This is a genomic window from Pseudomonas gingeri (assembly GCF_013385635.1).
Classification (GTDB): Bacteria; Pseudomonadota; Gammaproteobacteria; order Pseudomonadales; family Pseudomonadaceae; genus Aquipseudomonas; species Aquipseudomonas gingeri_A.
Genome location: NZ_JACAPR010000015.1, coordinates 51,643 through 76,866 on the forward strand (window position 1 = coordinate 51,643; position 25,224 = coordinate 76,866).

Here is a 25,224-nt window from a genome sequence, read left to right on the forward strand (position 1 = left end):
CACTTCACCATTGTTATTTTTGGAATGGGGGTGGTGCAGGGCGACCCCGTGCGCGAACGCTCAGCGAGGCGGGAAGGACATCACAAGCGTGACGTGCCTGTCGTTCGGGAGCGGGGAGTACGGAATGCGGGAAGGCCTGCGGAGAAAGCGGCGAGTCTGATCATGGGGGCGGACACTCTTTGAATTATTTTTATTTGAGTAAATATGTTTCGTTGTATGTCATCGTATGACTGTGGTCCTTATAAGGAGTGTCGAGCGGGGATGTCAATCGCGGGCGCAACAAAAAAGCGCCGGTAACGGCGTTTGCCGACGAGCGCTATGGTGGGGACAGCGCCGGACCTGTGGGGGCTTGCCCGCGGAGGGCACGCTGCGTTTCTTCAGGAAAACCGCGTTATCGTTCTTCGCAGTTCAAGCCAGCTCCCACAAGGGGCGCAACTTCGTGGGCGCGGGTGGGTGTGGGAGCGGGGTTGCCCGCGAAGGGCACGCTGCGTTTCTTCAGGAAAACCGCGTTATCGTTCTTCGCTGGCAAGCCAGCTCCTACAAGGGAAGCAACTTCGTGGGCGCGGGTGGGTGTGGGAACGGGTTTGCCCGCGAAGGGCACGCTGCGTTTCTTCAGGAAAACCGCGTTATCGTTCTTCGCTGGCAAGCCAGCTCCCACAAGGGGCGCAAGTCCGTGGGCGCGGGTGGGTGTGGGAGCGGGCTTGCCCGCGAAGGGCACGACGCGGGCTGTTGTCGTATGACTTCAGTTTTTTCTCGGACCGGACCTCAGCAATGCCTGCACCGCGATCAGTGTCGGAATCCCCAGGCCCAGCCAGCTCAACGCGTCCCACGCGCCATCGCCGAGCAGGGCGGCGAACAGCCCGATGGCGGTGAGCACGGCGATCACAGTCGGAAGGCTGAAGACCTTCCAGAAGTTCGATTGCCTCGGTTTCATCGCACGACCTCCGCCGCGACGCCCGCCGTCGCCCGGCGCCGCACCCACCACAGGTACAGGCCGCTGCCGAGCACGATGAGGGTCAGCACATCGAGGGCGGCCCAGAGGATTTTCATCGGCATGCCGCCGTAGTCGCCGAAGTGCAGCGGTTGCGACATGCCCATGGCGTCCATGTACCAGGGCCGTTCGGCCACTGCCGTGACGTGCAGGGTGCCGGCGTCGATCAGCACCGGGGTCAGCAGGTGCGAGGTCAGGTGCGTGCTGCCTTTCATGAACACCGCGTAGTGGTGCTCGCTGGAGAACCGTGTGCCGGGAAAGGCGATAAAGTCCGGGCGCATGCCGGGGGCCGCCCGGGCGGCGATCTCCAGCAGGTGCGTAGCGGGCGCGCGGTCGGTCAGCGGCGGCGCATTGCGGTAGGGTTCGACCATGGCGCCGAGGCTGTCGTTGCGCCAGGCGGCGATGATCAGGTCGGCGCAGGCGCTGATCACGCCGGTAATGCCGACCACCAGGCACCAGGTCAGGGTCACGATGCCGATCAGGTTATGCAGGTCGAGCCAGCGCAGGCGGGTGGATTTGTCCTGGCGTACGCCGGCGAACTTCAGGCGGCGCATGAACGGCAGGTAGAGCACCACGCCGGAGATGATCGCCAGCACGAACAGCAACCCCATGAAGGCCAGCAGCAGTTTGCCGGGCAGCCCGGCGAACATGTCCACATGCAGGCGCAGCATCACCATCATCAGCCCGCCGTTGGCCGAGGGCAGTTCCAGGGCTTCGCCGGTGCGGGCGTCGAGCATGAAGGTGTGGGACGAGTTGGGCTCGGTTCCGGCGGTTTTCGCCATGATCGCGATCACGCCATTGGGATCTTCCTCGTCCCAGCCGAAATACTGCATGACCTCGCCCGGACGATGGGCCTCGGCGGCGCGGACCAGTTGCTGCAGGTCCAGTTGCGGGGTATCGGCGGGCATCTGCCTGAGCTCGGCCGCATCGCCCAGCAGGTGGTCGATCTCATGGTGGAAAATCAACGGCAGGCCGGTCAGCGCCAGCATCAGCAGGAACAGGGTGCAGATCAGGCTGGTCCAGGTGTGGATAAAGGACCAGCGGCGGATGGTTTTGCTTTTCATGGTTGACCACAGTCTGGATGAGGGCGCGCTATGGGAATGCGGCTTGCCTCAAGGTTGCCCGGCTAAGCAAGTGGGAGGCGGGAAACGTCACAAGGCCTGTGGGAGCCGGCTTGCCGGCGATGGCGTCCGAATGGGCGCTACAAGGCTCAAGGGCCTCATCGCCAGCAAGCCGGCTCCTACAGGTCCGTGGTGGTTCAGGTGGTCCGCGTGATCAAGGCGGGTGCCGTTACCACTTGTAATTCACGCTGGCGACCACGTTGCGCTCGTCACCGTAGTAACACCAGGTGCCATCACAGGTGGAAAGGTAGTCCTTGTTGAACAGGTTCTTCGCGTTGACTTCCACCGAAGCACCCGCCAATGAACTGCTCAGGCGACCCAGGTCGTAGTGCACCGCCGCATCGTAGACGGCGTAGGAACCGACGTGGCCGTTGGCGGTGTTCGCCGTGTTGCCGTAGGTGTCGCCGACATAACGCACGCCGCCACCGACGCCGAAACCATCGAGGAAGCCGGTGCGCCAGGTGTAGTCGCTCCAGACGGAGGCCTGGTTGCGCGGGACCAACTGCAGGCGATTGCCCTTGTCGTCGCCCTTGAGGATTTCCGAATCGGTGTAGGTGTAGGCCGCGATCAGCTTGAGGTTCTCGGTCACGTTGGACGTGGCTTCGAGTTCCAGGCCACGGACCTTGGTTTCGCCGATCTGGCTGGTGATGCCACGGTCGCTGACCGATACGTTCTCCTGGCGCAGGTCGAAGACGGCTGCGGTGAGCAGGGTCTTGCTACCCGGCGGCTGGTACTTCACGCCCAGCTCGTACTGGTGACCTTCGGTCGGCTTGAAGGATTGGGTTGCGCTGGCGTTGGCGCCCTGGGAAGGCTGGAACGACTCGGTATAGGAAATGTACGGCGTGATGCCGGAGTCGAAGACATAGCTCAGCCCGGCATTGCCGCTGAAGGCCTTGTCGCGACGTGTGCTGGTGGCATCGTTCTGGTTGAAGAAGGTGGTGCCGGTATGAATCCAGTCTTCACGTCCGCCGAGGGTCAGGCGCCACTTGTCCAGCGAGATCTGGTCCTGGGCATACAGGCCGGTCTGGTTGGTCTTCTGGTTGTAGTTGTAGAAGGTGTTGTAGGCGATATTGGAGAAGTCCTGCCCGAAGATCGGATGGATCACGTTGCTGTTGGGCGCGCTGCCTTCCTGCCAGTGGTAGCTGGTATCGGTGCGCTGGTGGTCCAGGCCCAGCAGTACGGTGTGGCTGAGGACACCGGTCTGGAAGTCGGCCTGGAAGTTGTTGTCCAGGGCGAACTGGCTGATGTCTTCGTCGACCTTGTCGACGAGGCGGGTAAGGGTGCCATCCGGAGCGACGACATTGCCAAAGGAGGCGTAGGCCTGGCGGAAGGCCAGTTCGCTCTTGGTGTAGCGCAGGTTTTGCTTGAACTGCCAGACATCGTTGAAACGATGATCGAAGCTGTAGCCCAGGGCGTAGTAGGTACGGTCGTAGTAGTCCGAATCCGGGTCGCCCAGGTTCTTGTGATGGGAAATATCCCCGGCCGCCGAAGGCAGCTTGGTGCCCTGCAGTGGCAGGAACTGACCGGTGATGCCGGTATCGTCGCGGGTGTACTGCGACAGGAAGGTCAGGTGGGTATCGTCGTCGATATTCCAGGTCAGACTGGGGGCGATGTTGTAGCGCTTGTCGTCGATATGGTCGATGGGCGAGCCGCCGTCACGGATCACGCCGTCGATGCGGTAGAGGAACTGGCCTTCGTCGTCGATCTTGCCGGTGCTGTCGAAGCTGATCTGCTTGCGGTTGTTGCTGCCGACTTCGGCGCGTACTTCGTGGCTGCTCTCGGCCTCGGGGCGGCGGCTGACCATGTCGAGCATGCCGCCTGGTGGAGTCTGACCATACACCGAGGAAGCTGGGCCGCGCAGGACGGCAATGCGTTCCAGGTCCCAGGTTTCGGCTTTCGGGTTGGCATAGGAACCCTTGGGCAGTGGCAGGCCATCGAGGAACTGGGTCGGTTCGAAGCCGCGTATTCTCAACCAGTCGGCCCGCGAGTCGCTGCCGTAGCTGCTGGCGATCACGCCGGGGGTATAGCGCAGAGCGTCGTCGAGATTCTGTACGCCGCGATCTTCCATCTGTTCACGGGTAATGACCGAAATCGAGCGGGGGGCTTCGACGATCGCCGTGTCCGTCTTGGTGCCGGCGGCAGTGCGGGTCGCGGTGTAGCCTTCGACCGGGCCCCAGGCGCTTTCAGCATTGGCCTGGCCGGTAATGCTGGTTTCCGGCAGGGCCATGACGCCGCTCGGAATGGCGATCAGGGTGTAGGTCCCGGCGCTGCTCTGCACCAGTTGCAGGCCGGTACCGCCAAGGGCAGTGTGCAGCGCGGTAATGGCGTCGAGCTTGCCCTTGACCGGGGCCGAGGTCTTGCCCGACGCCAGTGCCGGGTCGAGGCTGAGGGTCAGGCCCGCCTGGCTGGCGATCTGGCTCAGGGTCGAGCCCAGTGGCCCGGCTGGCAGGTCATAGGCGCGAACGCTGGACGTCTGTTCGGCGGCGACCAGCGTCGGGCTGAGCAGGGGAGTGCCGAGGGCGATGGCGACGGCCAGGAGACTGGGGCGGAGCAGGGTATGGAGCGAACGGGACATGGCATGGGTTCCTGAATGGAAATGTTTCTCAATGCCTATGTGCCGAGCGAAATCCGAAAAGTGATAGGGCTGATTGAAAATAATTTAGATTCACGAATTTTCTGCTTACAAAATATCAAGTGGATCCCTGTGGTGAGCGGGCTTGCCCGCGCTGTGGCGCGAAGCGGCCCTGAAACCGGCTAGTCAGGTCTATCAGGTAGACCGCAATAACCGGTTTTACGACTGCTGCGCAGTCGAGCGCGGGCAAGCCCGCTCGCCACAGAGTTGTGTTCGTCCTTGATATCTGGATCGTTCCCACAGGCTGTGCAGGTATCCAGCCGTGCGCTCTGCTTCACACCGTGGACGCAGAGCGTCCAGAGAGGCATTCCCACGCAGAGCGTGGGAACGATCAGCCGCCGAGCGCGGGCAAGCCCGCTCGCCACAGAGTTGTGTTCGTCCTTGATATCTGGATCGTTCCCACAGGCTGTGCAGGTATGCAGCCGTGCGCTCTGCTTCACACAGCGGACGCGGAGCGTCCAGAGAGGCATTCCCACGCAGAGCGTGGGAACGATCAGCCGCCGAGCGTGGGAACGACCGGCGTTGTTATTCAGGGTTTGCTGATGGCCTTGGCCTGCACCGTTACCCACCATTGCGTGTGTCGTGCGATCTGCACCGGCAAGGTCGGCAGCAGGGCGGTCAGCGCCAGGTCGGTGTCGTGCAGCGGGAAGCTGCCGGTGATCCGCAGGTCGGCGACTTTCGGGTCGACGCCCAGGTGGCCGCGTCGATAGCGGCCCAGTTCTTCGAGCATGTCCGCCAGGCGTACGTTGTCCACCACCAGCATGCCGCGGGTCCAGGCATCGGCGCCGGGGTTGAGGGCTTGTAGCGGGCCGAGGCCATCGCGGTGCATCAGTACTTGCTGGCCTTCATGCAGGATCTGTTCGTCGGTCGCCGCGTACGGGCGGGCGGCGACCGCCGACTGCAGGACGCTCAGCAGCGTGCCGTCCTCCTCGCGCTTGACCAGGAAGCGGGTGCCCAGCGCGCGCATGCGGCCGTCGTCGGTTTCGACGATAAACGGCCGGGTATCGTTATGGCCGGTTTCGATCAGGATCTCGCCGTCCCTCAGCACGATGCGCCGGGTCTTCTCGTCGAAACGCACATCCAGGGCACTGTGGGTATTGAGCTGGATAACGGTGCCGTCGGCCAGGTGCAGGGTGCGCTGCTCGCCGGTGGCGGTGCGCTGGTCGGCCAGCCAGTAGTCGACGGGCAGGTAGCGATTGCCGAGGAACAGCGCCAGGCCGCAAGCCAGCATCACACTGGCCAGGCCGCTGCCGAGCTTGCGCACGCGCTGGCGAACGCCATCACGGGATTTCAGCAGGGCGCCGCGCGCCGGGCCACTGGTGCCGCTGAAACGCTGGTCGAGCATGCCCAGTTGGCTCCAGGCCCGGGCATGTTCTTCATGGGCCGCATGCCATTTCTCGAACTCGGCCTGCTCCACGGAGCTGCGTGTGCCGGTGTCCAGGCACAACTGCCAGGCAATGGCGGCATCGAGGACACGGGCGGAAACCGGCTTGGCGCTGAACTGATTCATGTCGGCTCGCCATACAGCGCGATGTAGCACTGGCGAATCCCCTGGGCCAGGTACTGGCGCACGCGGGGGACCGAGACGCCGAGCTTCTGCGCGATCTCGGCATGGCTCAGGCCTTCCAGGCGGTTGTAGAGGAAGGCGGCGCGGGCCTTGCTCGAAAGTTTGCCGAGCAGGCGGTCGATGGCCTTGAGGTCTTCGAGGATCAGTTGCTGTTCTTCCAGGGACGGTTGCTCGCCTTCCGGGATCAGCATCAGCTCGTTGAGGTAGGCCTGTTCCAGCGCTGCGCGGCGGAAATAGTCGAACAGCAGGCCCTTGGCGATGGCCGCCAGGAAGGCCCGGGGCTCACGGGGTGTCTTCAGTTCGTCACGTCCCAGCAGCCGGACGAAGGTGTCCTGGCTCAGGTCTTCGGCACGCTGCGGGCAGGCAATGTTGCGCCGCAGCCACGACAACAGCCAGCCGCGATGGTCGCGATACAAGGCTCCAACAAGCTCATTGTGCGGGCTTCGGGCTGACGACACGGGCGTTACCGATAGGAAGTTTAAACTAACGAGAATTATTCGCGATTGTGTCAGGGCGTAGGAAAAGGCGCAATGGTTGCTGGTCGGGAAGCCATTACGCGGTATGGAGTTTGTGTGAAAGGAGCTTGCATGGGGGCTCCGATGATCGTTCCCACGCTCCGCGTGGGAATGCCTCGCTGGACGCTCCGCGTCCGCTCTGCAAGTGACGCGCAGCGTCACGGGCTGCATGCCCACGCGGAGCGTGAGAACGATCAAGTGAGGCTGGCTAGAACGAGTGGCTGTGCTGGCGTCGCTTCCACTGGCTCAGCCGTTGTTGCAGGTTCAGCGGGCTGTGGATCTGCTGTTGCCGGGCGCGGCTGAACAGGATCAGCGCCAGTTCGGCGGTGGCCAGGGCATCGGCGCTGGCGTGGTGGCGTTCTTCGACGTGCAGGTTGAAGTGGCCGATCCAGTCATCCAGCCCGGCTTCGCGCAGAGTGGCTTGCGGGCACAGCAACGGCGCGATATCGGCGACATCGAGAAACGGATGCTGCAGGCGATAACCCAGGCTGTCCTTCAGGGCGCGGGACAGCATGTGCTGGTCGAACGGCGCGTGAAAGGCCAGCAGCGGGCTGTCGCCGACAAATGCCATGAAGTCCAGCAGGGCTTCGGCCGGGTCGCTGCCCGCCGCCAGGGCGCTCGGTCCCAGGCCATGGATCAGTACGCTGGGGTTGACGGTCTGTTCGGTGCGCAAGAGCGTGCGTTCGAAGGATTGCCCCAGGTCGATGGCGCCATCCTCGATCACCACCGCGCCAATCGAAATCACCAGGTCGCGGTTGAGGTTGAGCCCGGTGGTTTCCAGGTCGACGACGATCCAGCGCTGCTCACGCAGCGAGCACTCGCCCAGGGGTGTCGCCGTCGGCAATTGTCGCAGGCGCTCCAGTTGCGCCGCCGTGAGCTGCGGTGTGTTGGACTTCAGCCAGGAAAACAGCTTCATAGCTGGTACCGCAGGGCCAGGCTGCTTTGCAGGCGCTGGGCCTGGCGCAGGGATTCGCGCAGGATGCGCCGGTCCAGGTGATTGAGGCTTTCCGGGTCGACCCGGTTGGAGTACGGCAGGTTGTCGCGGGTCTGCAACTGGTGCTGCTGCATGCGGGTCTGCTGGATAAAGTGGTAGGCCTCTTCATAGGCGGCGCCGTCGAGGGGTTCGATGACCTCCCTGGCGACCAGCTGTTGCAGACGGGCCAGGGTGTTATTGGCCTCGATGCCGTTGGCCAGCGCCAGCAGGCGGGCGCCGTCGACAAAGGGCGTGAGGCCCTGGACCTTGAGGTCGAGGGTCGCCTTGTCGCTGCCCTTGCGGCTCAGCACGAACTCGCGGAAACGTCCCACCGGCGGGCGGTTGCGCAGGGCGTTTTCGGCCATCATGCGCTGGAACAGGCGGTTGTCGGCGACCTGGGCGAGAATACCCTGGCGCAGTTGCTGGCAGGCCTGCTCGTCGCCCCAGACTACCCGCAGGTCGAAATAGATGCTCGACCCCAGCAGGTTTTCCGGCGTCGCCTCGCGAATGAAGGCGGAGAAGCGCCTGGCCCATTCGGCGCGGGACAGGCACAGCTCGGGGTTGCCGGCCATGATATTGCCCTTGCACAGGGTGAACCCGCACAGCGCCAGGCTCTGGTTGATCTGCTGGGCCAGCGGCAGCAGCTTGCCGCGAATCTCGGCGGCATGGGCCGCATCACGGGCTTCGAAGAGGATGCCGTTGTCCTGGTCGGTGTGCAGGGTCTGTTCGCGGCGGCCTTCGCTGCCGAAACACAGCCAGCTGAAGGGCACGCCGGGATCGCCGCGGTCGGCCAGGGTCAGTTCGATCACCCGGCACACCGTGTGATCGTTGAGCAGGGTGATGATATGGGTGATCTGCGTCGAGGAGGCGCCGTGGGCCAGCATGCGCTCCACCAACTGGCCGATCTCGCCGCGTATCGCCACCAGGTGGTCCACCCGGGCGGCGGTGCGGATGGTCCGCGCCAGGTGTACCAGGTCGACCCGTTGCAGGGAAAACAGATCGCGCTCGGAGACCACGCCGCACAACCGCTGGTCCTTTACCAGGCAGACATGGGCGATATGCCGTTCGGTCATGGCGATGGCCGCGTCGAAGGCGCTGTGGTCCGGGGTCAGGGCGAACGGTGCCCTGGTCATGTGCCGGTCGATACTCTGGTTGAAGTCATTGGTGCCGTCGGCCACCACCTGGCGCAGGTCGCGCAAGGTAAAAATGCCCACCGGGGCCTTGAGCTCGTCGACGACCACGATGCTGCCGACCTGCTGCTCATGCATCAGGGTCACCGCTTCGCGCAGTGGGGTGAGCGGCCCGCAGGTGACCGGATGACGCATGGCCAGCTCGCCGAGGCGGCTGTTCAGGGAGTATTGCGTGCCGAGGGTTTCCACGGCCTTCTGCTGGACCTGCTGGTTGACCTGGTCCAGCAGGCTGCTGACGCAGCGCAGGGCGAAGTTGCGGAAACGGTCGGACAACGAGAACAGCTTGATAAAGGCCGCTTTGTTCAGTTGCAGGCAGAAGGTGTCTTCGCCCGCCAGGTGCTCGGTGCGGGTGGCACGTTCGCCCAGCAGCGCGGCCAACGGGAAGCATTCGCCGGTGGTGATTTCGAAGACCGTCTCGGTGCCGCCACGGGCGGTGTGCGGGCGCTCGCCGACGATGCGTCCCTGCTTGACGATATAGAAGTGCTCCACCGGGCCGTCGGCGGGCTTGATGATGCTCTCGCCCTGGCTGTAGAAGCGCAGTTGGCATTGCTCGACCAGATACGCCAGGTGGGCGTGCTCCATCTGGTTGAACGGGGGGAATCGTTGCAGGAACTGCAGGGTGCCGTGGATGTTTTGCAACACCGCGGTCTTCCCTGCCTGGGTGAAGGCATCCGCTTTGCTCATGACCGCTATCGCTGTTGTCCGTTGTTGTTATCGAGCTCTTTCACCCATGGTCGGACGTCGAGTGGCAGGTGCCCATTGGACGTAAGTCTAGGTTTGAGAAATAACCTACAGTTAACTAGTCGAGTTCTTAATGAAGTCCCTCTTGGAAAACTTTCCGACGAAGTGCACATTGAGCACCCGTTTAGCGATGTCTGACCACAGTGCTAGGGGATTGGATAGCTAAGGGAAGCTAGAGAACCGTTATGTCCGACCAAGATATTTTGAGCGATGCCGAGCGTGAAGCCTTACTTCAGGTGATGCAGGCACCGCAATTGCCACCACAACGGGTGCTGATCGTCGATGACGACCAGGACGCCCGTGAGTTGTTGTCGGAGATTTTTGCCCTGGATGGCATTCATTGCATGACCGCCGCCAGCGGTAGCGCGGCGTTCGAGGTGTTGGAGGCGAACCGCTCCATCGGTTTGCTGATCACCGACCTGCGCATGGCCGACGATGGCCTGGACCTGATTCGCAAGGTACGCGGCTCGGAGCGGGCGGCGTTGCCGATCATCATCGTCTCCGGCAATGCCGAGGTGCGTGATGCCATTGATGCCATGCATTTGAGCGTGGTGGATTTCCTGCTCAAGCCGATCAATGCCGATCATCTGCTGAAGCTGGTCAAGCGTGAACTGGGGATGGTGGCCTAGGCCTGAAGCCGGCTGGCCGGTGATGGCGATGCAAGCCACACCGTCGCTATCGCTGGCAAGCCAGCTCCTACAGGGAATGGCGGTGTATTGAGACAGCGTAATGAAAAAAGCCCTGGTCGTTGCCGATCAGGGCTTTTTCTGTTTCGTCGCGTGATTACAGGCCGTTGCGGGCCTTGAACTCGCGGCGACGACGGTGCAGTACCGGCTCGGTGTAGCCGTTTGGTTGCCTGGTCCCTTCGATCACCAGTTCGACCGCCGCCTGGAAGGCGATGTTGCTGTCGAAGTCCGGTGCCAGCGGACGGTACAGGGCGTCGCCGGCATTCTGCCGGTCAACCACCGGCGCCATGCGCTTGAGGCTTTCCATGACCTGGTCCCGGGTGACGATGCCGTGGCGCAGCCAATTGGCGATGTGCTGGCTGGAAATCCGCAGGGTGGCGCGGTCTTCCATCAGCCCGACGTCGTTGATGTCCGGCACTTTCGAACAGCCGACGCCCTGGTCGATCCAGCGCACCACGTAACCGAGGATGCCCTGGGCGTTGTTGTCCAGTTCGTTGCGGATCTCTTCGGCCGACCAGTCGGTGCTGCCCGCCAGCGGGATGGTCAGGATATCGTCCACCGAAGCCCGGGCACGCTTGGCCAGTTCGGCCTGGCGGGCGAACACGTCGACCTTGTGGTAGTGCAGCGCATGCAGCGCGGCAGCGGTCGGCGACGGCACCCAGGCGGTATTGGCGCCGGCCAGGGGGTGGGCGATTTTCTGTTCGAGCATCGCCGCCATCAGGTCGGGCATGGCCCACATGCCTTTGCCGATCTGGGCGCGACCTTGCAGGCCGGTGCTCAAACCGATATCGACGTTCCAGTTCTCGTAGGCGCCGATCCATTTTTCCGCTTTCATGGCGGCCTTGCGCACCATCGCGCCGGCTTCCATGGAGGTGTGGATTTCGTCGCCGGTACGGTCGAGGAAGCCGGTGTTGATGAACACCACGCGCTCGCTGGCGGCCTTGATGCAAGCCTTCAGGTTGACGGTGGTGCGCCGCTCCTCGTCCATGATCCCGACTTTCAGGGTGTTGCGCGGCAGGTTCAGCACGTCTTCGATGCGGCCGAACAGTTCGTTGGTGAACGCCGCTTCTTCCGGACCGTGCATCTTCGGCTTGACGATATAGACCGAGCCGGTGCGGCTGTTCTTGCGCACGTTGTTGCCGTTGAGGCTGTGGATCGCCGCGAGGCTGGTGACCAGGCCGTCGAGGATGCCTTCGGGGACTTCGTTGCCGTCTTTGTCGAGGATCGCGTCGATGGTCATCAGGTGACCGACGTTGCGCACGAACAGCAGCGAGCGACCGTGCAGGCTCAGTTCGCCGCCGCCTGGGGCGGTGTAGGTGCGGTCGGCGTTCATGGTGCGGGTGAAGGTGGTGCCGGCCTTGGCGACTTCTTCCGCCAGGTCGCCCTTCATCAGGCCGAGCCAGTTGCGGTAGATCACCACCTTGTCATCGGCATCGACGGCGGCGACCGAGTCTTCGCAATCCATGATGGTGGTCAGGGCCGCTTCCATCAGCAGGTCCTTCACGCCGGCGGCGTCGGTCTGGCCGACCGGGCTGCTGGCGTCGATCTGGATTTCGAAGTGCAGGCCGTTGTTCTTCAGCAAGATGGCGGTGGGGGCCGCGGCATCGCCGTGGAAACCGATCAGTTGGGTATCGTTGCGCAGGCCGCTGTTGCTGCCGCCCTTGAGGGTGACCACCAGCTTGCGGTCGACGATCTTGTAGCCGATGGAGTCGACATGGGAACCGGCCGCCAGCGGTGCGGCTTCATCGAGAAAGGCGCGGGCGAAGGCGATGACCTTGTCGCCGCGGACCTTGTTGTAGCCCTTGCCCTTTTCCGCGCCGCCGGCTTCGCTGATGGCGTCGGTGCCGTAGAGGGCGTCATACAGCGAACCCCAGCGGGCGTTCGAGGCGTTGAGGGCGAAACGCGCGTTCATCACCGGGACCACCAACTGCGGGCCGGCGGTGCGGGCGATCTCGTCGTCGACGTTCTGGGTAGTGGCCTGGAAATCCGCCGCTTCTGGCAGCAGGTAACCAATGTCTTGCAAGAAGGCTTTGTAAGCCACGGCGTCGTGGGCCTGGCCGGCTCTCGACTGGTGCCAGGCATCGATGCGGGCCTGGAAATCATCGCGTTTGGCGAGTAGGGCTTTATTCTTCGGCGCCAGGTCGTGGATGACCTTGTCGGCACCGGCCCAGAACTGGTCGGTGGTCAGACCGGTACCGGGAATGGCTTCGTTGTTCACGAAGTCGAACAGGACTTTGGCGACCTGAAGGCCACCGACTTGAACGTGTTCAGTCATTGCTTGCCTCACTCTGCTCAGCTATTCAGCTCTTCTGTTTTAAAGCCTTGCGTGCTTCTCTGGACACAGTACCAGAACATGCCCTTGCGGACGGCTGGGCTTGCCTCGCCAAGCTGAGCCGGCGGGGCTTTCCGTGCTTTCACAGACACTCGGGCAGACATCCATCCAACGTTATGTAGTGCGCGCTGGCGCATACTACATGATGGCTTGCGGTTGTGAAAATCAGACTAAATACGTCGTTCTGCGACCAATGGGTTCTATCCGGTCACGCAGAAGCCGGTAATGTTCTCAAGAAAGATAGGGATTGTTCCAGATAAATCTGAAAATGGTACACGATTTGTTTTGCGGCAGACCGACGCCCTGGAGGGCGCTCCTGCGACCCCTTGCCTATACTGGATCGATCCATCACCAGAGGGCTATCCCGTGGACCATCTCGTACTGACTGTATTCGCCCCGGATAAGGCCGGCCAGGTGGAACGGATTGCCCAGTGCATCGCCGAACACGGTGGCAACTGGCTGGAAAGCCGTATGTCGCGGATGGCCGGGCAGTTCGCCGGGATCCTGCGGGTAGGCGTGCCGGCCGAAGCCCATGATGAATTGATCGACGCCTTGCAGGCACTCGCCAGCCAGGGCATCCGGGTGTTGGTCGCCGAAAGCGGTATCGAGCAGTCCTGTACCTGGAAACCCATTGCCATGGAACTGGTGGGCAATGATCGGCCCGGGATTGTCCGTGATATCACTCGTTTGCTGAGCGAGCAGGGCGTCAATCTGGAGCGTCTGGTGACCGACGTACGTCCGGCACCGATGAGCAGCGAGCCGTTGTTCCATGCCGAGGCGATTCTGGCGGTGCCGCTGACCTTGTCCCTGGATACCCTGCAGGCACGCCTGGAAACCCTGGCGGACGACCTGATGGTGGAACTGGTGCTGCGCAGCGAAGGTTGAGGCGGGTTATCCAAGTTAACCGGGGACGGCCCTGTGGATAACCTGGGGAGACACGGCGCCCGGCCAGGCCGGCCTGGGCTTGCCGAGATATGAGCAAAAAACGAACAGTTTCAAGGGTTTGTGCACAAACGGCGTGGACCGGCTTGTGGATAACCTTGGGGTAGAAGCCTGTAGCCCTTGAACGCCGTGGTCTACAGGGTCTTGTACGTTTTTTGATCAGCTGCGTTTGCGCAGGCTGAGCCAGATATCGACGCTGTACACCAGCAGCCCGGCCCAGATAAAGATGAATGCGAGCAGTGTGGCCGGCGTCAGATGTTCGTCGAACAGCAGCACCGCCTGCAGCAGCACCAGGGTTGGCGCCAGGTACTGGAGGAAGCCCAGAGTGGTGTAGGGCAGGTGGCGCGCGGCGGCGTTGAAGCTCACCAGCGGGATCAGCGTGACCGGGCCGGCGGCCACCAGCCACCAGGCTTCGGAGCTGCTCCAGAAGTCGGCCTGCGCAGTGCCGGCCGCCGGATGGAACAGCAGCCAGGCAACGGCGATCGGTACCAGCATCCAGGTTTCCATCACCAGGCCCGGCAACGCCTTGACCGGTGCCTGCTTGCGGATCAGGCCGTAGAAGCCGAAGGTCAGCGCCAGCACCAGCGAGACCCACGGCAGGCTGCCGACCTGCCAGACCTGTTGCACCACGCCGATGGCCGCCAGGCCGACCGCAACCCATTGCAGGCGGCGCAGGCGCTCGCCCAGCAGCAACATGCCCAGCAGCACGTTGATCAGCGGATTGATGTAGTAACCGAGGCTGGCCTCGAGCATCCGGCCGTTATTGACCGACCAGACATAGGTCAGCCAGTTGGCCGCGATCAGCGTACCGCTCAGTGCCAGGATCGCCAGGCGGCGCGGGTTCTCCCGCAGCTCGCGCCACCAGCCCGGGTGTTTCCAGACCGCCAGCAGCATGGCGCCGAACAGCGCGGACCAGAGCACGCGGTGGATGATGATTTCCACGGCCGGAACGGCGGCGATGGCCTTGAAGTAGATCGGGAACAATCCCCAGATGATGTAGGCGGTGAGGCCGAGAATGTACCCGCGGCGCGGGTTGGCGGCTTGCATGCAGAGTCCTTTCTTGGGCTGCGGACTGATTGTCGTTATGGGTGTCGGGGGGGTGATGAGTGTGCTGGGGCTGAGGGCCCTATCGCTGGCAAGCCAGCTCCTACAGGTTCCGGGAACGGCTGGAGAGCAACGGACTGTCACCTCTCCACTGTGGGAGCTGGCTTGCCGGCGATGGCGTCTTTTCAGACGCTATTGTCAGCAAATCCTGCCACAACCGTCAGAATAATTTCAGCGGTTCTTCGTTCAGGGCCGAGAGTTGTTCGCGCAAGGCCAGCACCTGGTCGCCCCAGTAACGTTCGCTGCCGAACCACGGGAAACTGTGGGGAAACGCCGGATCGTCCCAGCGGCGAGCCAGCCAGGCGCTGTAGTGCATCAGGCGCAAGGCGCGCAGGGGCTCGATCAGGGCCAGTTCGCGGGGATTGAAGTCGTGGAACTCGCTGTAGCCATCCATCAGTTCCGACAACTGGCCGAGGCATTCCTGGCGGTCACCGGCGAGCATCATCCACAGGTCCTGGACGGCCGGCCCCATGCGACAGTCGTCGAGGTCGACGATATGGAACATCTCGTCGCGGCACATCATGTTGCCGGGGTGACAGTCGCCGTGCATGCGGATGTTCTGGTGCGGGGTTTCCTTGTAGACCTGTTCCACGCGCTTGAGCAGGTCGCGGGCCACTGACTCATAGGCCGGCAACAGGCTGCGTGGGATGAAGTTGCCTTCGAGCAGGGTGGTCAGGGAGTCGTGGCCGAAATTCTTCACGCCCAGGGCTTCGCGGTGTTCGAACGGACGGGTGGCGCCGACGGCGTGCAGGCGTCCGAGCAGTTGGCCGAGGCGATAGAGTTGGTCGAGATTACCCGGCTCCGGGGCCCGGCCACCGCGACGGGGGAACAGGGTGAAGCGGAAACCGGCGTGTTCGAACAGGCTTTCGCCGTTGTGGATCATCGGCGCGACGACCGGGACTTCACACTCGGCCAGTTCGAAGGTGAAGCGATGTTCTTCGAGGATGGCTTCGTTGGTCCAGCGCTGGGGCCGATAGAACTTGGCGATCAGTGGCTCGCCACCTTCGATGCCCACCTGGTAGACGCGGTTTTCGTAGCTGTTGAGCGCCAGCACGCGGGCGTCGCTGAGAAAGCCGATGCTTTCCACGGCGTCGAGCACCAGGTCGGGGGTAAGTGTTTCAAACGGGTGGGACATACTGGCTCCTGCGGGCGGCAGGTAGCCGCGTCCGGCCAAGCATGTTAGCGCACCGGGGCCATGAAGTGTGGTGACTGTACCAGCCCTTTCGCGGGCTGGAAAATGGGGTGGCTGTGCGGGCCTCTTCGCGGGCAAGCCCGCTCCCACATGGACGCTGTCGTTTACAGGAGAGCCTTACGACACAGGATCTGTGGGCGTGGGCTTGTCGTGACCGGCCGGTGACGATGCCAAGGCGCAGCGCGGGCCCTGTGGGAGCCGGCAAGCCGGCTCCTACAGGTTTCGTGGCGTTTTCGGGCTCGGTTTATCAGGCGCCGACGATCCCGCCATCCTCCCGGCGGATCGCCATCACCGAAGAGCGCGGCTTGCCGTTGGGCAGATGCTCGGGGAAGGTCGAGCCGCCGTTTTCGCCCGGATGCTGGATGCCGACGAACAGGGTCTTCTGGTCCGGCGCGAAGCTGATGCCGGTCACCTCGCAACCCACCGGACCGACCATGAAGCGACGAATCTCACCGGTCGCCGGATCGGCGCAGAGCATCTGGTTGTTGCCCATGCCGGCGAAGTCACCGGCGTTGCTGTAGTCGCCGTCCGTGAGGATCCACAGCCGCCCGGCCTTGTCGAAGCCCAGGCCGTCCGGGCTGTTGAACATGTTCTGCGGGGTGATGTTCGACGAACCGCCCTTGGCGCTGCCGGCATGCACGCCCGGGTTGCCCGCGACCACGAACAGGTCCCAGTCAAAGCGCAACGCGCCGTGATCGTTGCCCGCGGCCTGCCAGCGCAGGATCTGCCCATAGACGTTTTTCTCCCGTGGGTTCGGCCCGCCCACCGGCTGGCCGTCTTCGCCGCGCTTGGCGTTGTTGGTCAGGGTGCAATAGACCTGGCCATCGATGGGGCTGACGACGATCCACTCCGGACGGTCCATGCGCGTGGCCTTGACCACGCTGGCGGCCAGTCGGGCATGGATCAGCACTTCGGCCTGGCTGGCGAAACCGCTGTTGGCATCGATGCCGTTCTTGCCGAAGGTCAGTTCGACCCATTCGCCCGCGCCTTTCGGCCGGTCCGGGTTGCCGTCGCCATTGTCGAAGCGGGCAACGTACAAGGTGCCGTGATCGAGCAGGTCGCGGTTGGCCTTGGCGTTCTTGTGGTTGATCTTGTCGCGGCTGATGAACTTGTAGATGAACTCGCCACGTTCATCGTCGCCCATGTAGACCACGGCGCGACCGTCACGGGTTTCGGCCAGGGCCGCGTTCTCGTGTTTGAAGCGACCGAGGGCGGTGCGCTTGACCGGGGTGGACTGCGGGTCGAACGGATCGATCTCCACGACCCAGCCATGACGGTTGAGTTCGTTGGGGTTCAGGGCCATGTCGAAACGCGGATCGTGCAAGTGCCAGTTGATTTCCTTGCTGCCGGCGACCACGCCATAGCGCTTTTGTCCGGCATCGAATTTCTGTTCGGCGTTGCTGCTGCCGAAGCAGTCGGTGAAGTTCTCTTCACAGGTCAGGTAGGTGCCCCAGGGTGTCTTGCCGTTGGCGCAGTTCTGGAAGGTGCCGAGGACTTTGCGCCCCTGCTTGTCGGCCTTGGTCTGCAACCAGGGGTGGCCGGCGGCCGGGCCGCCGAACTTGATCGGCGTGTTGCCATGGATGCGCCGATTGTAGGAAGAGCCCTGGACGAACTGCCATTGCTCGCCCTTGCGCCGCACTTCGATCACCGATACGCCTTCGCTGGCCTGGGCCTTGCGCACGTCATCGAGGGATTTCGGCTGGCCGCCGTGGGGATAGAGGTAGCGGTAGTTGGTGTATTCGTTATTGATCGCCATCAGCGCACGGTGGTCGTCGCCGGGGAACGGGAACAGGCTCATGCCGTCGTTGTTGTCGCCGAACTGGACCTCCTGGGCCTGGGCGGTGCCGTTGCCGCTCGGGTCGAAGGCCGGACCGTTTTTTTCCAGGGGCTGGCCCCAACTGATCAGTACCGACGAGGTATAGCCGGGCGGCAGGGTCAGGCTGTCGCCGGTGGCGGCGGCAATGCTGTCGAAGCCCAGCAGCTTGCCGGAGGCGGCGTTGATACTGGCGGCCATCACGCTGCGTGTCAGCAGGTTGCCGCCGAGGAACATCGCCGCGCCGCACAGGGCGCCGGCACTGATAAAGCCACGGCGGCTGAGGCCGACCATCTGTTCGAGATCGGTGGATTGGTTTTCTTCTAGTAGTTTCATCATCAGGCTCCCTGCGGTTAAGCGGTCACCTTAGTGAGGGAGGATGACGGATTTGTTGCAGGGAAAAGTCGGGCGTGTTGCTGAAACGATCGCCGGCAAGCCGGCTCCTATGGAGGAACGCCTACTTCCCGTAGGAGCCGGCTTGCCGGCGATAGCGTCACAACGGCGTACCGAGCAACACGAAGGACGGCGCAAACTGCGTCTGCACCGCGCTTCCCGCCACCAGGCCGAGTGCGGCGAACTGTTCCGGCTCGGCCAAGACACAGAGGGTTTGCCCGTTCGGCAGGGCAATCCTGACCTCCGAAGGCCCGCTTTCGTCCTCCAGGATTTCCTCGACAAGACCACCCAGACAATTGTGTCCGGGTGTTACCGACGCCTGCGGGGCGATCAATTCCAGCCAGCCGGCCTTGATCAGGGCAACCACCTGAGTGCCGATTTCCAGTTCCAGCCTGAGGGTGCTGTCGTGGGTGATCTGCGCTTGCAGGGTCAGGCCGCCGGCCAGCTCCAGGCGGATCAGGTCATTACGGCCATGGCTGTCGATGGCGATCACGGTGCCATGCAACTGGTTGCGGGCGCTGGTGCGCAGCATCAGGCGGCCAAGCAGGTCGAGGTCACTGGCGTCCTCGGCGGCTTCCAGCACCTGGGCCTGGATGACTTGCAGGCGCTGGTACAGGCGCAATACCCGTTCGCCCTCGGCCGACAACTTCGCGCCGCCGCCGCCCTTGCCGCCGACACTGCGCTCCACCAGCGGTTTCTGCGCCAGGTTGTTCAACTCGTCGATGGCGTCCCAGGCCGCCTTGTAGCTCAACCCCGCGCTTTTTGCCGCGCGGGTGATCGAACCCTGCTCGGCGATGTGTTGCAGCAGGGCGATGCGCTGCGGGCGGCGGACAATGTGTTGGGTCAGCAGGACGGGCAGGGACATGGGTGAACTTCGAACGATAGAGGTGCCAGGCAAGGTGCCTTTCGGCGTCGGTGGCGTCAAGCCAGCTCCCACAACATGTGGGCTCCGACGCTGCATATGAGGTAGTCACAGCCTAGTAGGAGCCGGCTTGCTGGCGATGGCGGCTGGTCAGGCGATACAAGGCTCACGGGCCTCATCGCTGGCAAGCCAGCTCCCACGACTAGCGGCTTTGTGGGGCCGGCGTGCGCGCCAGGCAATAGACGTCGACGCGCCGGGCGCCGGCCTTGAGCAGCAACCGGGCCACGCTCTCGGCGGTGGCGCCGGTGGTCAGCACGTCGTCGACCAGGGCCAGGTGCAGGCCTTCGACCTGGGCTCCGGGCACCAGGGCAAAGGCGTTCAGCAGGTTGCGGCGGCGCGCCCGGGCATCCAGTTCCTGTTGGGCCACTGTGTCCTGAATACGCCGCAAACGGTGTTCATCAACGGGGATTTCCAGGCTTTGGCCCAGCCAGTTCATCAGCATCGCGGCCTGGTTGTAGCCGCGTTGGCGCTGGCGTTTTGTCGCCAGGGGCACCGGCAACAGCAGGTCCGGACGCGGCAGGCCGCTGTCGAAACGCTCGCGCAGTGCCTGGACCAGCAGTTCGGCGAGCAAGCGCCCCAATGGCCATTGGCTCTGGTGCTTGAAGCGGGTGATCAGGCTGTCCACCGGAAAACGATAGATCCACGGGGCGATCACCTGTTCGAAGCCGGGCGGGCGCTTCAGGCAATGGCCGCAGGTCAGGCCGGACATCGGCAGGGGCAGGGCGCAGGTCTGGCAGTAGTCCAGCAGCCAGGGCAGCTCGCTTTCACAGGGTGTGCAGAGTGGATAGGTACTGTCGGCGGGTTCATCGCACAACAAACAGGATTGTTTGTTTTTTAACCAGATGTAAACCTGAGATTTGTTATGTGGTTGACAGTCCATGTCTGTTCCTTAAATATGCCGAGCATCCGTGTCGCGGTTGTGGGTATTGCTTGCCCCGCCGCTTGCCCAGCATAAAACAAGGAACTCCGCCGATGAGCGCCAGCATCACCGCCACTTTGCGTCATGATTGGTCTTTGGCCGAGGTCAAGGCGCTGTTCGTCCAGCCGTTCAATGACCTGCTGTTCCAGGCCCAGAGCGTGCACCGCGCGCACTTCGATGCCAATCGCGTGCAAGTGTCGACCCTGCTGTCGATCAAGACCGGCGCCTGCCCGGAAGACTGCAAGTACTGCCCGCAGTCCGGTCACTACAACACCGGGCTGGAAAAAGAAAAACTGATGGAAGTGCAGAAGGTGCTGGAGGAGGCCGCGCGGGCCAAGGCCATCGGTTCGACCCGTTTCTGCATGGGCGCGGCGTGGAAACATCCGTCGGCCAAGGACATGCCTTACGTGCTGCAAATGGTCAAAGGGGTGAAGGCCATGGGCCTGGAAACCTGCATGACCCTGGGTCGCCTCGACCAGGACCAGACCGCGGCCCTGGCGGACGCCGGCCTCGACTACTACAACCACAACCTCGATACCTCGCCGGAGTTCTACGGCAGCATCATCACTACCCGTACCTACAGCGAGCGCCTGCAGACCCTGGCCTATGTGCGTGACGCCGGCATGAAGATCTGCTCCGGCGGCATCCTCGGCATGGGCGAGTCCCTCGATGACCGCGCCGGGCTGCTGATCCAGCTGGCCAACCTGCCGGAGCATCCGGAATCGGTGCCGATCAACATGCTGGTGAAGGTCGCCGGTACACCGCTGGAAAACGCCGATGATGTCGATCCGTTCGATTTCATCCGCATGCTGGCGGTGGCGCGGATCCTCATGCCGAAATCCCACGTGCGCCTGTCGGCGGGTCGTGAGGCGATGAACGAGCAGATGCAGGCCCTGGCGTTCCTGGCCGGCGCGAACTCGATTTTCTACGGCGACAAGCTGCTGACCACCGCCAATCCGCAGGCCGACAAGGACATGCAACTGTTCGCGCGCCTGGGCATCCAGCCGGAAGCCCGTGAAGAGCACGCCGACGAAGTGCACCAGGCGGCCATCGAACAGGCGCTGGTGGAGCAGAAGAGCAGCGAGCAGTTCTATAACGCGGCTGTCTGATCCCCACCGTCCTTCCTGCAGGAACACGAACCTGTAGGAGCCGGGCCTGCCCGCGAAGGCGTCCTTGAGATCGCTAGAGGCTTCGCGGGCAAGCCCGGCTCCTACAAGGTCATGCGGTGTTTCTGAGATTGTATCTGCGAGGCACTCATGCCCTTCGATCTGTCCGCACGCCTGGCTGCCCGGCGTGCTGAAAATCTCTATCGCCAGCGGCCGCTGCTCGAAAGCCCGCAGGGCCCGGACGTGGTCGTCGACGGCCAGCGGCTACTGGCCTTCTGCAACAACGACTACCTGGGCCTGGCCAATCACCCGCAAGTGATCGAAGCCTGGCAGGCCGGTGCGGCACGTTGGGGCGTGGGCGGCGGTGCGTCGCACCTGGTGATCGGCCACAGCAGCCCGCACCATGCGCTGGAAGAAGCCCTCGCCGACCTCACCGGGCGGCCCCGTGCGCTGCTGTTCACCACCGGCTACATGGCCAACCTCGGTGCGGTCACGGCCCTGGTCGGGCAGGGCGACACGGTGCTGGAAGACCGTCTCAACCACGCCTCGTTGCTGGATGCCGGCCTGCTCTCGGGTGCGCGTTTCAATCGTTATCTGCACAACGACGCCGAGAGCCTCGCCAAGCGCCTGGAAAAGGCCACCGGCAATACACTGGTGGTTACCGACGGGGTGTTCAGCATGGACGGTGACCTCGCCGATCTGCCGGCCCTGGCCCGTGAAACCCGGGCCAGGGGCGCCTGGCTGATGGTCGACGATGCCCACGGTTTCGGCCCGCTGGGGGCCAACGGTGGCGGTATCGTCGAGCACTTCGGCTTGAGCCTGGAGGACGTGCCGGTACTGGTCGGCACCCTGGGCAAGGCCTTCGGCACGGCGGGGGCGTTTGTCGCCGGTAGCGAAGAGCTGATCGAGAGCCTGATCCAGTTCGCCCGCCCGTATATCTACACCACCAGCCAGCCACCGGCGCTGGCCTGCGCCACCCTGAAAAGCCTGGAGCTGCTGCGTACCGAGCACTGGCGCCGGGCGCACCTGGATGCGCTGATCCGTCAGTTCCGCGAGGGCGCGCAGCAGATCGGCCTGGCGCTGATGGACAGCTTTACGCCGATCCAGCCGATCCTGATCGGCGATGCCGCGCGGGCCATACGTTTTTCGCAGTTGCTGCGCGAGCGCGGGTTGATGGTCACGGCGATTCGTCCGCCGACCGTGCCCGCCGGCAGTGCGCGTTTGCGGGTGACCTTGTCGGCGGCTCACAGTGAGGCGCAGGTGCAGCTATTGTTAGAAGGATTGGCAGAATGTTCCAGGTTGCTGGGTCCCCATGAGCCGTTGGAGCCACACCATGCGTGATCGTCTGATCCTGTTGCCCGGTTGGGGCCTCGGTGTTTCACCGCTGGAGCCGCTGGCGGCTGCCTTGCGCGGGCTGGACGAGCGCTTGCGGGTGGAAGTCGAACCCTTGCCGGAACTGGACTCCAGCGATCTGGCGGAGTGGCTCGATGAACTGGATGCGACCTTGCCGGAGAACACCTGGCTGGGCGGTTGGTCCCTGGGCGGGATGCTCGCCTCGGAGTTGGCGGCGCGCCGTGGCGATCGTTGCTGCGGCTTGCTGACCTTGGCCAGCAACCCGTGTTTTGTCGTCGGCGACGGTTGGCCCGACGCGATGGCCAACGAGACGTTCGATCAGTTCCTGGCCGGCTGTCGCGAGCAGCCCCAGGCGACGCTCAAGCGCTTCAGCCTGCTGTGTGCCCAGGGTGGCGCGGACCCGCGCGGGCAATCGCGGTTGTTGTCCAGTGGCGCGCCGAACACCTCGGCTGCGGTGTTGCTGAGCGGCCTGGAAGTGCTCGCGCAACTGGACACCCGCGAAGCCCTGCAAGCCTACCGTGGGCCGCAACTGCATCTGTTCGCCGGGCTCGATGGCCTGGTCCCGGCCGAGGCCGCGGGTGCGTTGCTGGCGCTGTTGCCGGATGTTGAAATCGGTCTGATCGAGCAGGCCGGCCACGCCTTTCTTCTGGAGGACCCCCACGGAGTGGCCGGGGCTATCCAGGCTTTTCTGCATGAGTCCGGTGATGACTGATCTTTCCCATCCGCCGTTGCCGGGCGGCCTGCCCGACAAGCGTCAGGTCGCGGCTTCGTTTTCCCGGGCGGCAGCCAGTTATGACAGCGTTGCCGAGTTGCAGCGCGATGTCGGCCATGAACTGTTACTGCGTTTGCCGGCGCCGCTGAAGCCGTCGCGCTGGCTCGATGTCGGTTGCGGCACCGGGTATTTCACCCGTGCCCTGGGGGCTCGATTCGGCGAGGCGCAGGGGCTGGCGCTGGATATCGCCGAGGGCATGCTTGAACACGCCCGGCCCCTGGGTGGCGCCCGACATTTTATCGCCGGTGATGCAGAGCGCTTGCCGCTGCAGACGCAGAGCTGCGCGCTGGTGTTTTCCAGCCTGGCGGTGCAATGGTGCGCGGATTTCGCGGCAGTGCTCGCTGAGGCCCGTCGGGTCCTGCAGCCAGGTGGCGTAATGGCCTTTGCCAGTTTGTGCGTCGGCACCTTGCACGAGTTGCGCGAAAGCTGGCGGGCGGTGGACGGCATGGTCCACGTCAACCGCTTCCGTGCATTCGCCGATTACGAGCGCCTGTGCGCGGCCAGCGGCTTGCGGGTGCTGAGCCTGGAAAGCCGGCCGCAGGTCCTGTACTACCCGGATGTGCGCAGCCTGACCCATGAACTCAAGGCGCTGGGCGCGCATAACCTCAATCCCGGGCGACCGGGCGGGTTGACGGGCCGGGCACGGATTCTCGGCCTGATGAATGCCTACGAGCAATTTCGCCAGGAACAGGGTTTGCCGGCGACCTATCAAGTGGTCTATGCCGTGCTGGAGAAGCCGCTATGAGTGCAGCCTATTTCGTCACCGGCACGGATACCGACGTCGGCAAGACCACCATCGCCGCGGGCCTGTTGCATGCCGCACGGGCGGCAGGGTTGAGCACGGCGGCCGGCAAGCCGGTGGCCTCCGGCTGCGAGGTGACGCCCAAGGGCCTGCGCAACGCCGACGCACTGGCGTTGATGGCCGAGTGCTCGGTGCCGCTGACCTATGCCGAGGTCAATCCGGTGGCGTTCGAGCCGGCCATCGCGCCGCATCTGGCGGCGCGTGAGGCCGGCGTGGCGTTGACCGTGCAATCGCTGCTGGGGCCGATGCGTGAGGTCCTGGCGAGAAATGCCGATTTCACCTTGATCGAAGGCGCCGGCGGCTGGCGGGTGCCCCTGGCGGACCAGGCCAATCTGTCGGATCTGGCCCAGGGCCTGGGGCTGCCGGTGATCCTGGTGGTTGGGGTGCGCCTGGGGTGCATCAGTCATGCCTTGCTGACCGCTGAGGCGATTGCCCGTGACGGCCTGCAACTGGCCGGATGGGTCGCCAATATCATCGAGCCGAAGACCTCTCGTCTGGAGGAGAATCTCGCAACGCTGGCGGAGCGGTTGCCCGCGCCGTGCCTGGGGCGAGTGCCGAAGCTCAAGGCGGCCACGGCCGAAGCGGTGGCGGCGTATCTGCAACTGGACTTGCTGGACCTGGATTGGCAGGGCTAGGTTTTGCCTATCACGAGGCATTGTGCCATTAGTGTTTTTGACGGGCCTTTTTCCGGCAGGTCTGCTTCAATGAGCCCTGTTACTCTTTCGTACAGTTGAGTTCGCCCATGGAAATCTCAGGAAACACCGCTTTTTATGCCGGTCTGAGCACTATTCAGTCTGGGCAGAACCGTGTCGATCAGGCCGCGAGCCAGATCGCCAATACCACTGTCGAACGTTCGGTGAAGAGCCAGTCTTCCGATGTCCAGGTCGAGCGCCTGCTGTCGGTGGATCGCAGTCAGCAGGATCTGTCGAGCACCCTGGTCGACATGTCCCAGGGCAAGCTTCAGGTCGAACTGGGTGCCAAGGTCGAGAAGGCCGCCGACCGGGCGCTGGGCACGCTGATCGACACCTACGCCTGATCGTTTTCACCCGGGATCTGCTGCGTCCGTCTCTGTGACGCGGAGCGTCACGGGCTGCATTCCCACGCGGAGCGTGGGGAACGATCGAAGCGAATACGGACCCTGTGGATCGTTCCCACGGC

At 63.7% G+C, this 25,224-nt stretch carries 22 protein-coding genes; 9 read left to right on the forward strand and 13 right to left on the reverse strand.

The genetic code is table 11. The features are described 5' to 3' along the window. Positions 1 to 742: 742 nt before the first annotated feature. The 3 genes from HX851_RS43625 to HX851_RS43635 all read right to left on the reverse strand — a co-directional run bounded on the left by HX851_RS43625 (position 743) and on the right by HX851_RS43635 (position 4,687). Positions 743 to 934, reverse strand: a complete 192-nt coding sequence (locus tag HX851_RS43625; protein ID WP_177061399.1) for a hypothetical protein — start codon at positions 932 to 934, stop codon at positions 743 to 745. Beyond that, positions 931 to 2,055, reverse strand: a complete 1,125-nt coding sequence (locus tag HX851_RS43630) for a PepSY-associated TM helix domain-containing protein (RefSeq protein WP_177061401.1) — start codon at positions 2,053 to 2,055, stop codon at positions 931 to 933. Before HX851_RS43630 ends, HX851_RS43625 begins: the two co-directional genes overlap by 4 nt. A gap of 226 nt (positions 2,056 to 2,281) precedes the next feature. Beyond that, positions 2,282 to 4,687 (reverse strand): TonB-dependent siderophore receptor, encoded by a 2,406-nt coding sequence (locus tag HX851_RS43635; RefSeq protein ID WP_177065391.1) that lies wholly within the window; start codon positions 4,685 to 4,687, stop codon positions 2,282 to 2,284. 15 nt (positions 4,688 to 4,702) lie between these two features. Between HX851_RS43635 and HX851_RS43640 the strand changes: the two genes are divergently transcribed. Then, positions 4,703 to 4,870 (forward strand): hypothetical protein, encoded by a 168-nt coding sequence (locus HX851_RS43640; protein WP_177065393.1) that lies wholly within the window; start codon positions 4,703 to 4,705, stop codon positions 4,868 to 4,870. Between the two features lie 403 nt (positions 4,871 to 5,273). Here the strand turns inward: HX851_RS43640 and HX851_RS43645 are convergent, their stop codons facing one another. The 4 genes from HX851_RS43645 to HX851_RS43660 all read right to left on the reverse strand — a co-directional run bounded on the left by HX851_RS43645 (position 5,274) and on the right by HX851_RS43660 (position 9,673). Next, entirely contained in the window at positions 5,274 to 6,254 is a 981-nt protein-coding gene (locus tag HX851_RS43645; protein ID WP_177061407.1) for a FecR family protein, read from the reverse strand. Further along, positions 6,251 to 6,769: an RNA polymerase sigma factor gene (locus HX851_RS43650; RefSeq protein ID WP_177061409.1), complete on the reverse strand. Its 519-nt coding sequence runs from the start codon at positions 6,767 to 6,769 to the stop codon at positions 6,251 to 6,253. Before HX851_RS43650 ends, HX851_RS43645 begins: the two co-directional genes overlap by 4 nt. A gap of 265 nt (positions 6,770 to 7,034) precedes the next feature. Further along, positions 7,035 to 7,742 (reverse strand): 3'-5' exonuclease, encoded by a 708-nt coding sequence (locus HX851_RS43655; protein ID WP_177065395.1) that lies wholly within the window; start codon positions 7,740 to 7,742, stop codon positions 7,035 to 7,037. Continuing rightward, entirely contained in the window at positions 7,739 to 9,673 is a 1,935-nt protein-coding gene (locus HX851_RS43660; protein ID WP_177061419.1) for a putative nucleotidyltransferase substrate binding domain-containing protein, read from the reverse strand. The genes HX851_RS43655 and HX851_RS43660 overlap by 4 nt, the downstream gene beginning before the upstream one ends. A 242-nt stretch (positions 9,674 to 9,915) precedes the next feature. Here HX851_RS43660 and HX851_RS43665 point away from each other — a divergent pair, with 242 nt between their 5' ends. After that, positions 9,916 to 10,359, forward strand: coding sequence for a response regulator (locus HX851_RS43665; protein ID WP_177065397.1), 444 nt, complete (start codon positions 9,916 to 9,918; stop codon positions 10,357 to 10,359). A 154-nt stretch (positions 10,360 to 10,513) separates the two neighbouring features. Here HX851_RS43665 and HX851_RS43670 read toward each other — a convergent pair whose 3' ends face one another. Continuing rightward, on the reverse strand, positions 10,514 to 12,691 hold the full coding sequence (locus HX851_RS43670; RefSeq protein WP_177065399.1) for a malate synthase G: 2,178 nt from the start codon (positions 12,689 to 12,691) through the stop codon (positions 10,514 to 10,516). 423 nt (positions 12,692 to 13,114) lie between these two features. Here HX851_RS43670 and HX851_RS43675 point away from each other — a divergent pair, with 423 nt between their 5' ends. After that, positions 13,115 to 13,633, forward strand: coding sequence for a glycine cleavage system transcriptional repressor (locus HX851_RS43675; protein ID WP_177062989.1), 519 nt, complete (start codon positions 13,115 to 13,117; stop codon positions 13,631 to 13,633). Positions 13,634 to 13,849: 216 nt separating this feature from the next. On the opposite strand, the gene rarD is transcribed toward HX851_RS43675, so the two are convergent. From rarD to HX851_RS43700, 5 genes are all read right to left on the reverse strand, one after another. Then, positions 13,850 to 14,737, reverse strand: coding sequence for an EamA family transporter RarD (rarD, locus tag HX851_RS43680; protein ID WP_177065402.1), 888 nt, complete (start codon positions 14,735 to 14,737; stop codon positions 13,850 to 13,852). A 217-nt stretch (positions 14,738 to 14,954) separates the two neighbouring features. Continuing rightward, entirely contained in the window at positions 14,955 to 15,929 is a 975-nt protein-coding gene (locus tag HX851_RS43685; RefSeq protein ID WP_177062991.1) for a serine/threonine protein kinase, read from the reverse strand. Positions 15,930 to 16,233: 304 nt separating this feature from the next. Beyond that, positions 16,234 to 18,135 (reverse strand): PhoX family protein, encoded by a 1,902-nt coding sequence (locus tag HX851_RS43690; RefSeq protein ID WP_177062992.1) that lies wholly within the window; start codon positions 18,133 to 18,135, stop codon positions 16,234 to 16,236. Between the two features lie 157 nt (positions 18,136 to 18,292). Next, positions 18,293 to 19,057, reverse strand: coding sequence for a TOBE domain-containing protein (locus tag HX851_RS43695; protein ID WP_177065404.1), 765 nt, complete (start codon positions 19,055 to 19,057; stop codon positions 18,293 to 18,295). 199 nt (positions 19,058 to 19,256) lie between these two features. Further along, positions 19,257 to 19,994, reverse strand: a complete 738-nt coding sequence (locus HX851_RS43700) for a ComFC family protein (RefSeq protein ID WP_177062994.1) — start codon at positions 19,992 to 19,994, stop codon at positions 19,257 to 19,259. A 92-nt stretch (positions 19,995 to 20,086) separates the two neighbouring features. Between HX851_RS43700 and bioB the strand changes: the two genes are divergently transcribed. The 6 genes from bioB (at position 20,087) to HX851_RS43730 (ending at position 25,102) form a co-directional block, all read left to right on the forward strand. Continuing rightward, positions 20,087 to 21,142 carry a biotin synthase BioB gene (bioB, locus tag HX851_RS43705; RefSeq protein WP_177062995.1) on the forward strand — a complete coding sequence of 352 codons (1,056 nt, stop codon included), beginning with the start codon at positions 20,087 to 20,089 and terminating at the stop codon, positions 21,140 to 21,142. 147 nt (positions 21,143 to 21,289) lie between these two features. Next, complete coding sequence (gene bioF, locus HX851_RS43710) at positions 21,290 to 22,480, forward strand: 8-amino-7-oxononanoate synthase (protein WP_177065406.1); 1,191 nt, start codon at positions 21,290 to 21,292, stop codon at positions 22,478 to 22,480. Next, on the forward strand, positions 22,473 to 23,204 hold the full coding sequence (locus tag HX851_RS43715) for an alpha/beta fold hydrolase (RefSeq protein ID WP_177065408.1): 732 nt from the start codon (positions 22,473 to 22,475) through the stop codon (positions 23,202 to 23,204). Before bioF ends, HX851_RS43715 begins: the two co-directional genes overlap by 8 nt. Continuing rightward, entirely contained in the window at positions 23,197 to 24,009 is an 813-nt protein-coding gene (bioC, locus tag HX851_RS43720; protein WP_177062998.1) for a malonyl-ACP O-methyltransferase BioC, read from the forward strand. The genes HX851_RS43715 and bioC overlap by 8 nt, the downstream gene beginning before the upstream one ends. Further along, on the forward strand, positions 24,006 to 24,701 hold the full coding sequence (gene bioD / locus HX851_RS43725) for a dethiobiotin synthase (RefSeq protein WP_177062999.1): 696 nt from the start codon (positions 24,006 to 24,008) through the stop codon (positions 24,699 to 24,701). The genes bioC and bioD overlap by 4 nt, the downstream gene beginning before the upstream one ends. A 107-nt stretch (positions 24,702 to 24,808) precedes the next feature. Further along, positions 24,809 to 25,102, forward strand: coding sequence for a pyrroloquinoline quinone biosynthesis protein PqqE (locus HX851_RS43730; RefSeq protein ID WP_177063000.1), 294 nt, complete (start codon positions 24,809 to 24,811; stop codon positions 25,100 to 25,102). The last annotated feature ends 122 nt before the right edge of the window (positions 25,103 to 25,224 follow it).

Coding starts and splice junctions, on each gene's coding strand:
- HX851_RS43625 (WP_177061399.1), bottom strand. CDS start 934: ATGAAACCGAGGCAATCGAACTTCTGGAAGGTCTTCAGCCTTCCGACT.
- HX851_RS43630 (WP_177061401.1), bottom strand. CDS start 2,055: ATGAAAAGCAAAACCATCCGCCGCTGGTCCTTTATCCACACCTGGACC.
- HX851_RS43635 (WP_177065391.1), bottom strand. CDS start 4,687: ATGTCCCGTTCGCTCCATACCCTGCTCCGCCCCAGTCTCCTGGCCGTC.
- HX851_RS43640 (WP_177065393.1), top strand. CDS start 4,703: ATGGAAATGTTTCTCAATGCCTATGTGCCGAGCGAAATCCGAAAAGTG.
- HX851_RS43645 (WP_177061407.1), bottom strand. CDS start 6,254: ATGAATCAGTTCAGCGCCAAGCCGGTTTCCGCCCGTGTCCTCGATGCC.
- HX851_RS43655 (WP_177065395.1), bottom strand. CDS start 7,742: ATGAAGCTGTTTTCCTGGCTGAAGTCCAACACACCGCAGCTCACGGCG.
- HX851_RS43660 (WP_177061419.1), bottom strand. CDS start 9,673: ATGAGCAAAGCGGATGCCTTCACCCAGGCAGGGAAGACCGCGGTGTTG.
- HX851_RS43665 (WP_177065397.1), top strand. CDS start 9,916: ATGTCCGACCAAGATATTTTGAGCGATGCCGAGCGTGAAGCCTTACTT.
- HX851_RS43670 (WP_177065399.1), bottom strand. CDS start 12,691: ATGACTGAACACGTTCAAGTCGGTGGCCTTCAGGTCGCCAAAGTCCTG.
- rarD (WP_177065402.1), bottom strand. CDS start 14,737: ATGCAAGCCGCCAACCCGCGCCGCGGGTACATTCTCGGCCTCACCGCC.
- HX851_RS43685 (WP_177062991.1), bottom strand. CDS start 15,929: ATGTCCCACCCGTTTGAAACACTTACCCCCGACCTGGTGCTCGACGCC.
- HX851_RS43690 (WP_177062992.1), bottom strand. CDS start 18,135: ATGAAACTACTAGAAGAAAACCAATCCACCGATCTCGAACAGATGGTC.
- HX851_RS43695 (WP_177065404.1), bottom strand. CDS start 19,057: ATGTCCCTGCCCGTCCTGCTGACCCAACACATTGTCCGCCGCCCGCAG.
- HX851_RS43700 (WP_177062994.1), bottom strand. CDS start 19,994: ATGGACTGTCAACCACATAACAAATCTCAGGTTTACATCTGGTTAAAA.
- bioB (WP_177062995.1), top strand. CDS start 20,087: ATGAGCGCCAGCATCACCGCCACTTTGCGTCATGATTGGTCTTTGGCC.
- bioF (WP_177065406.1), top strand. CDS start 21,290: ATGCCCTTCGATCTGTCCGCACGCCTGGCTGCCCGGCGTGCTGAAAAT.
- HX851_RS43715 (WP_177065408.1), top strand. CDS start 22,473: ATGCGTGATCGTCTGATCCTGTTGCCCGGTTGGGGCCTCGGTGTTTCA.
- bioC (WP_177062998.1), top strand. CDS start 23,197: ATGACTGATCTTTCCCATCCGCCGTTGCCGGGCGGCCTGCCCGACAAG.
- bioD (WP_177062999.1), top strand. CDS start 24,006: ATGAGTGCAGCCTATTTCGTCACCGGCACGGATACCGACGTCGGCAAG.
- HX851_RS43730 (WP_177063000.1), top strand. CDS start 24,809: ATGGAAATCTCAGGAAACACCGCTTTTTATGCCGGTCTGAGCACTATT.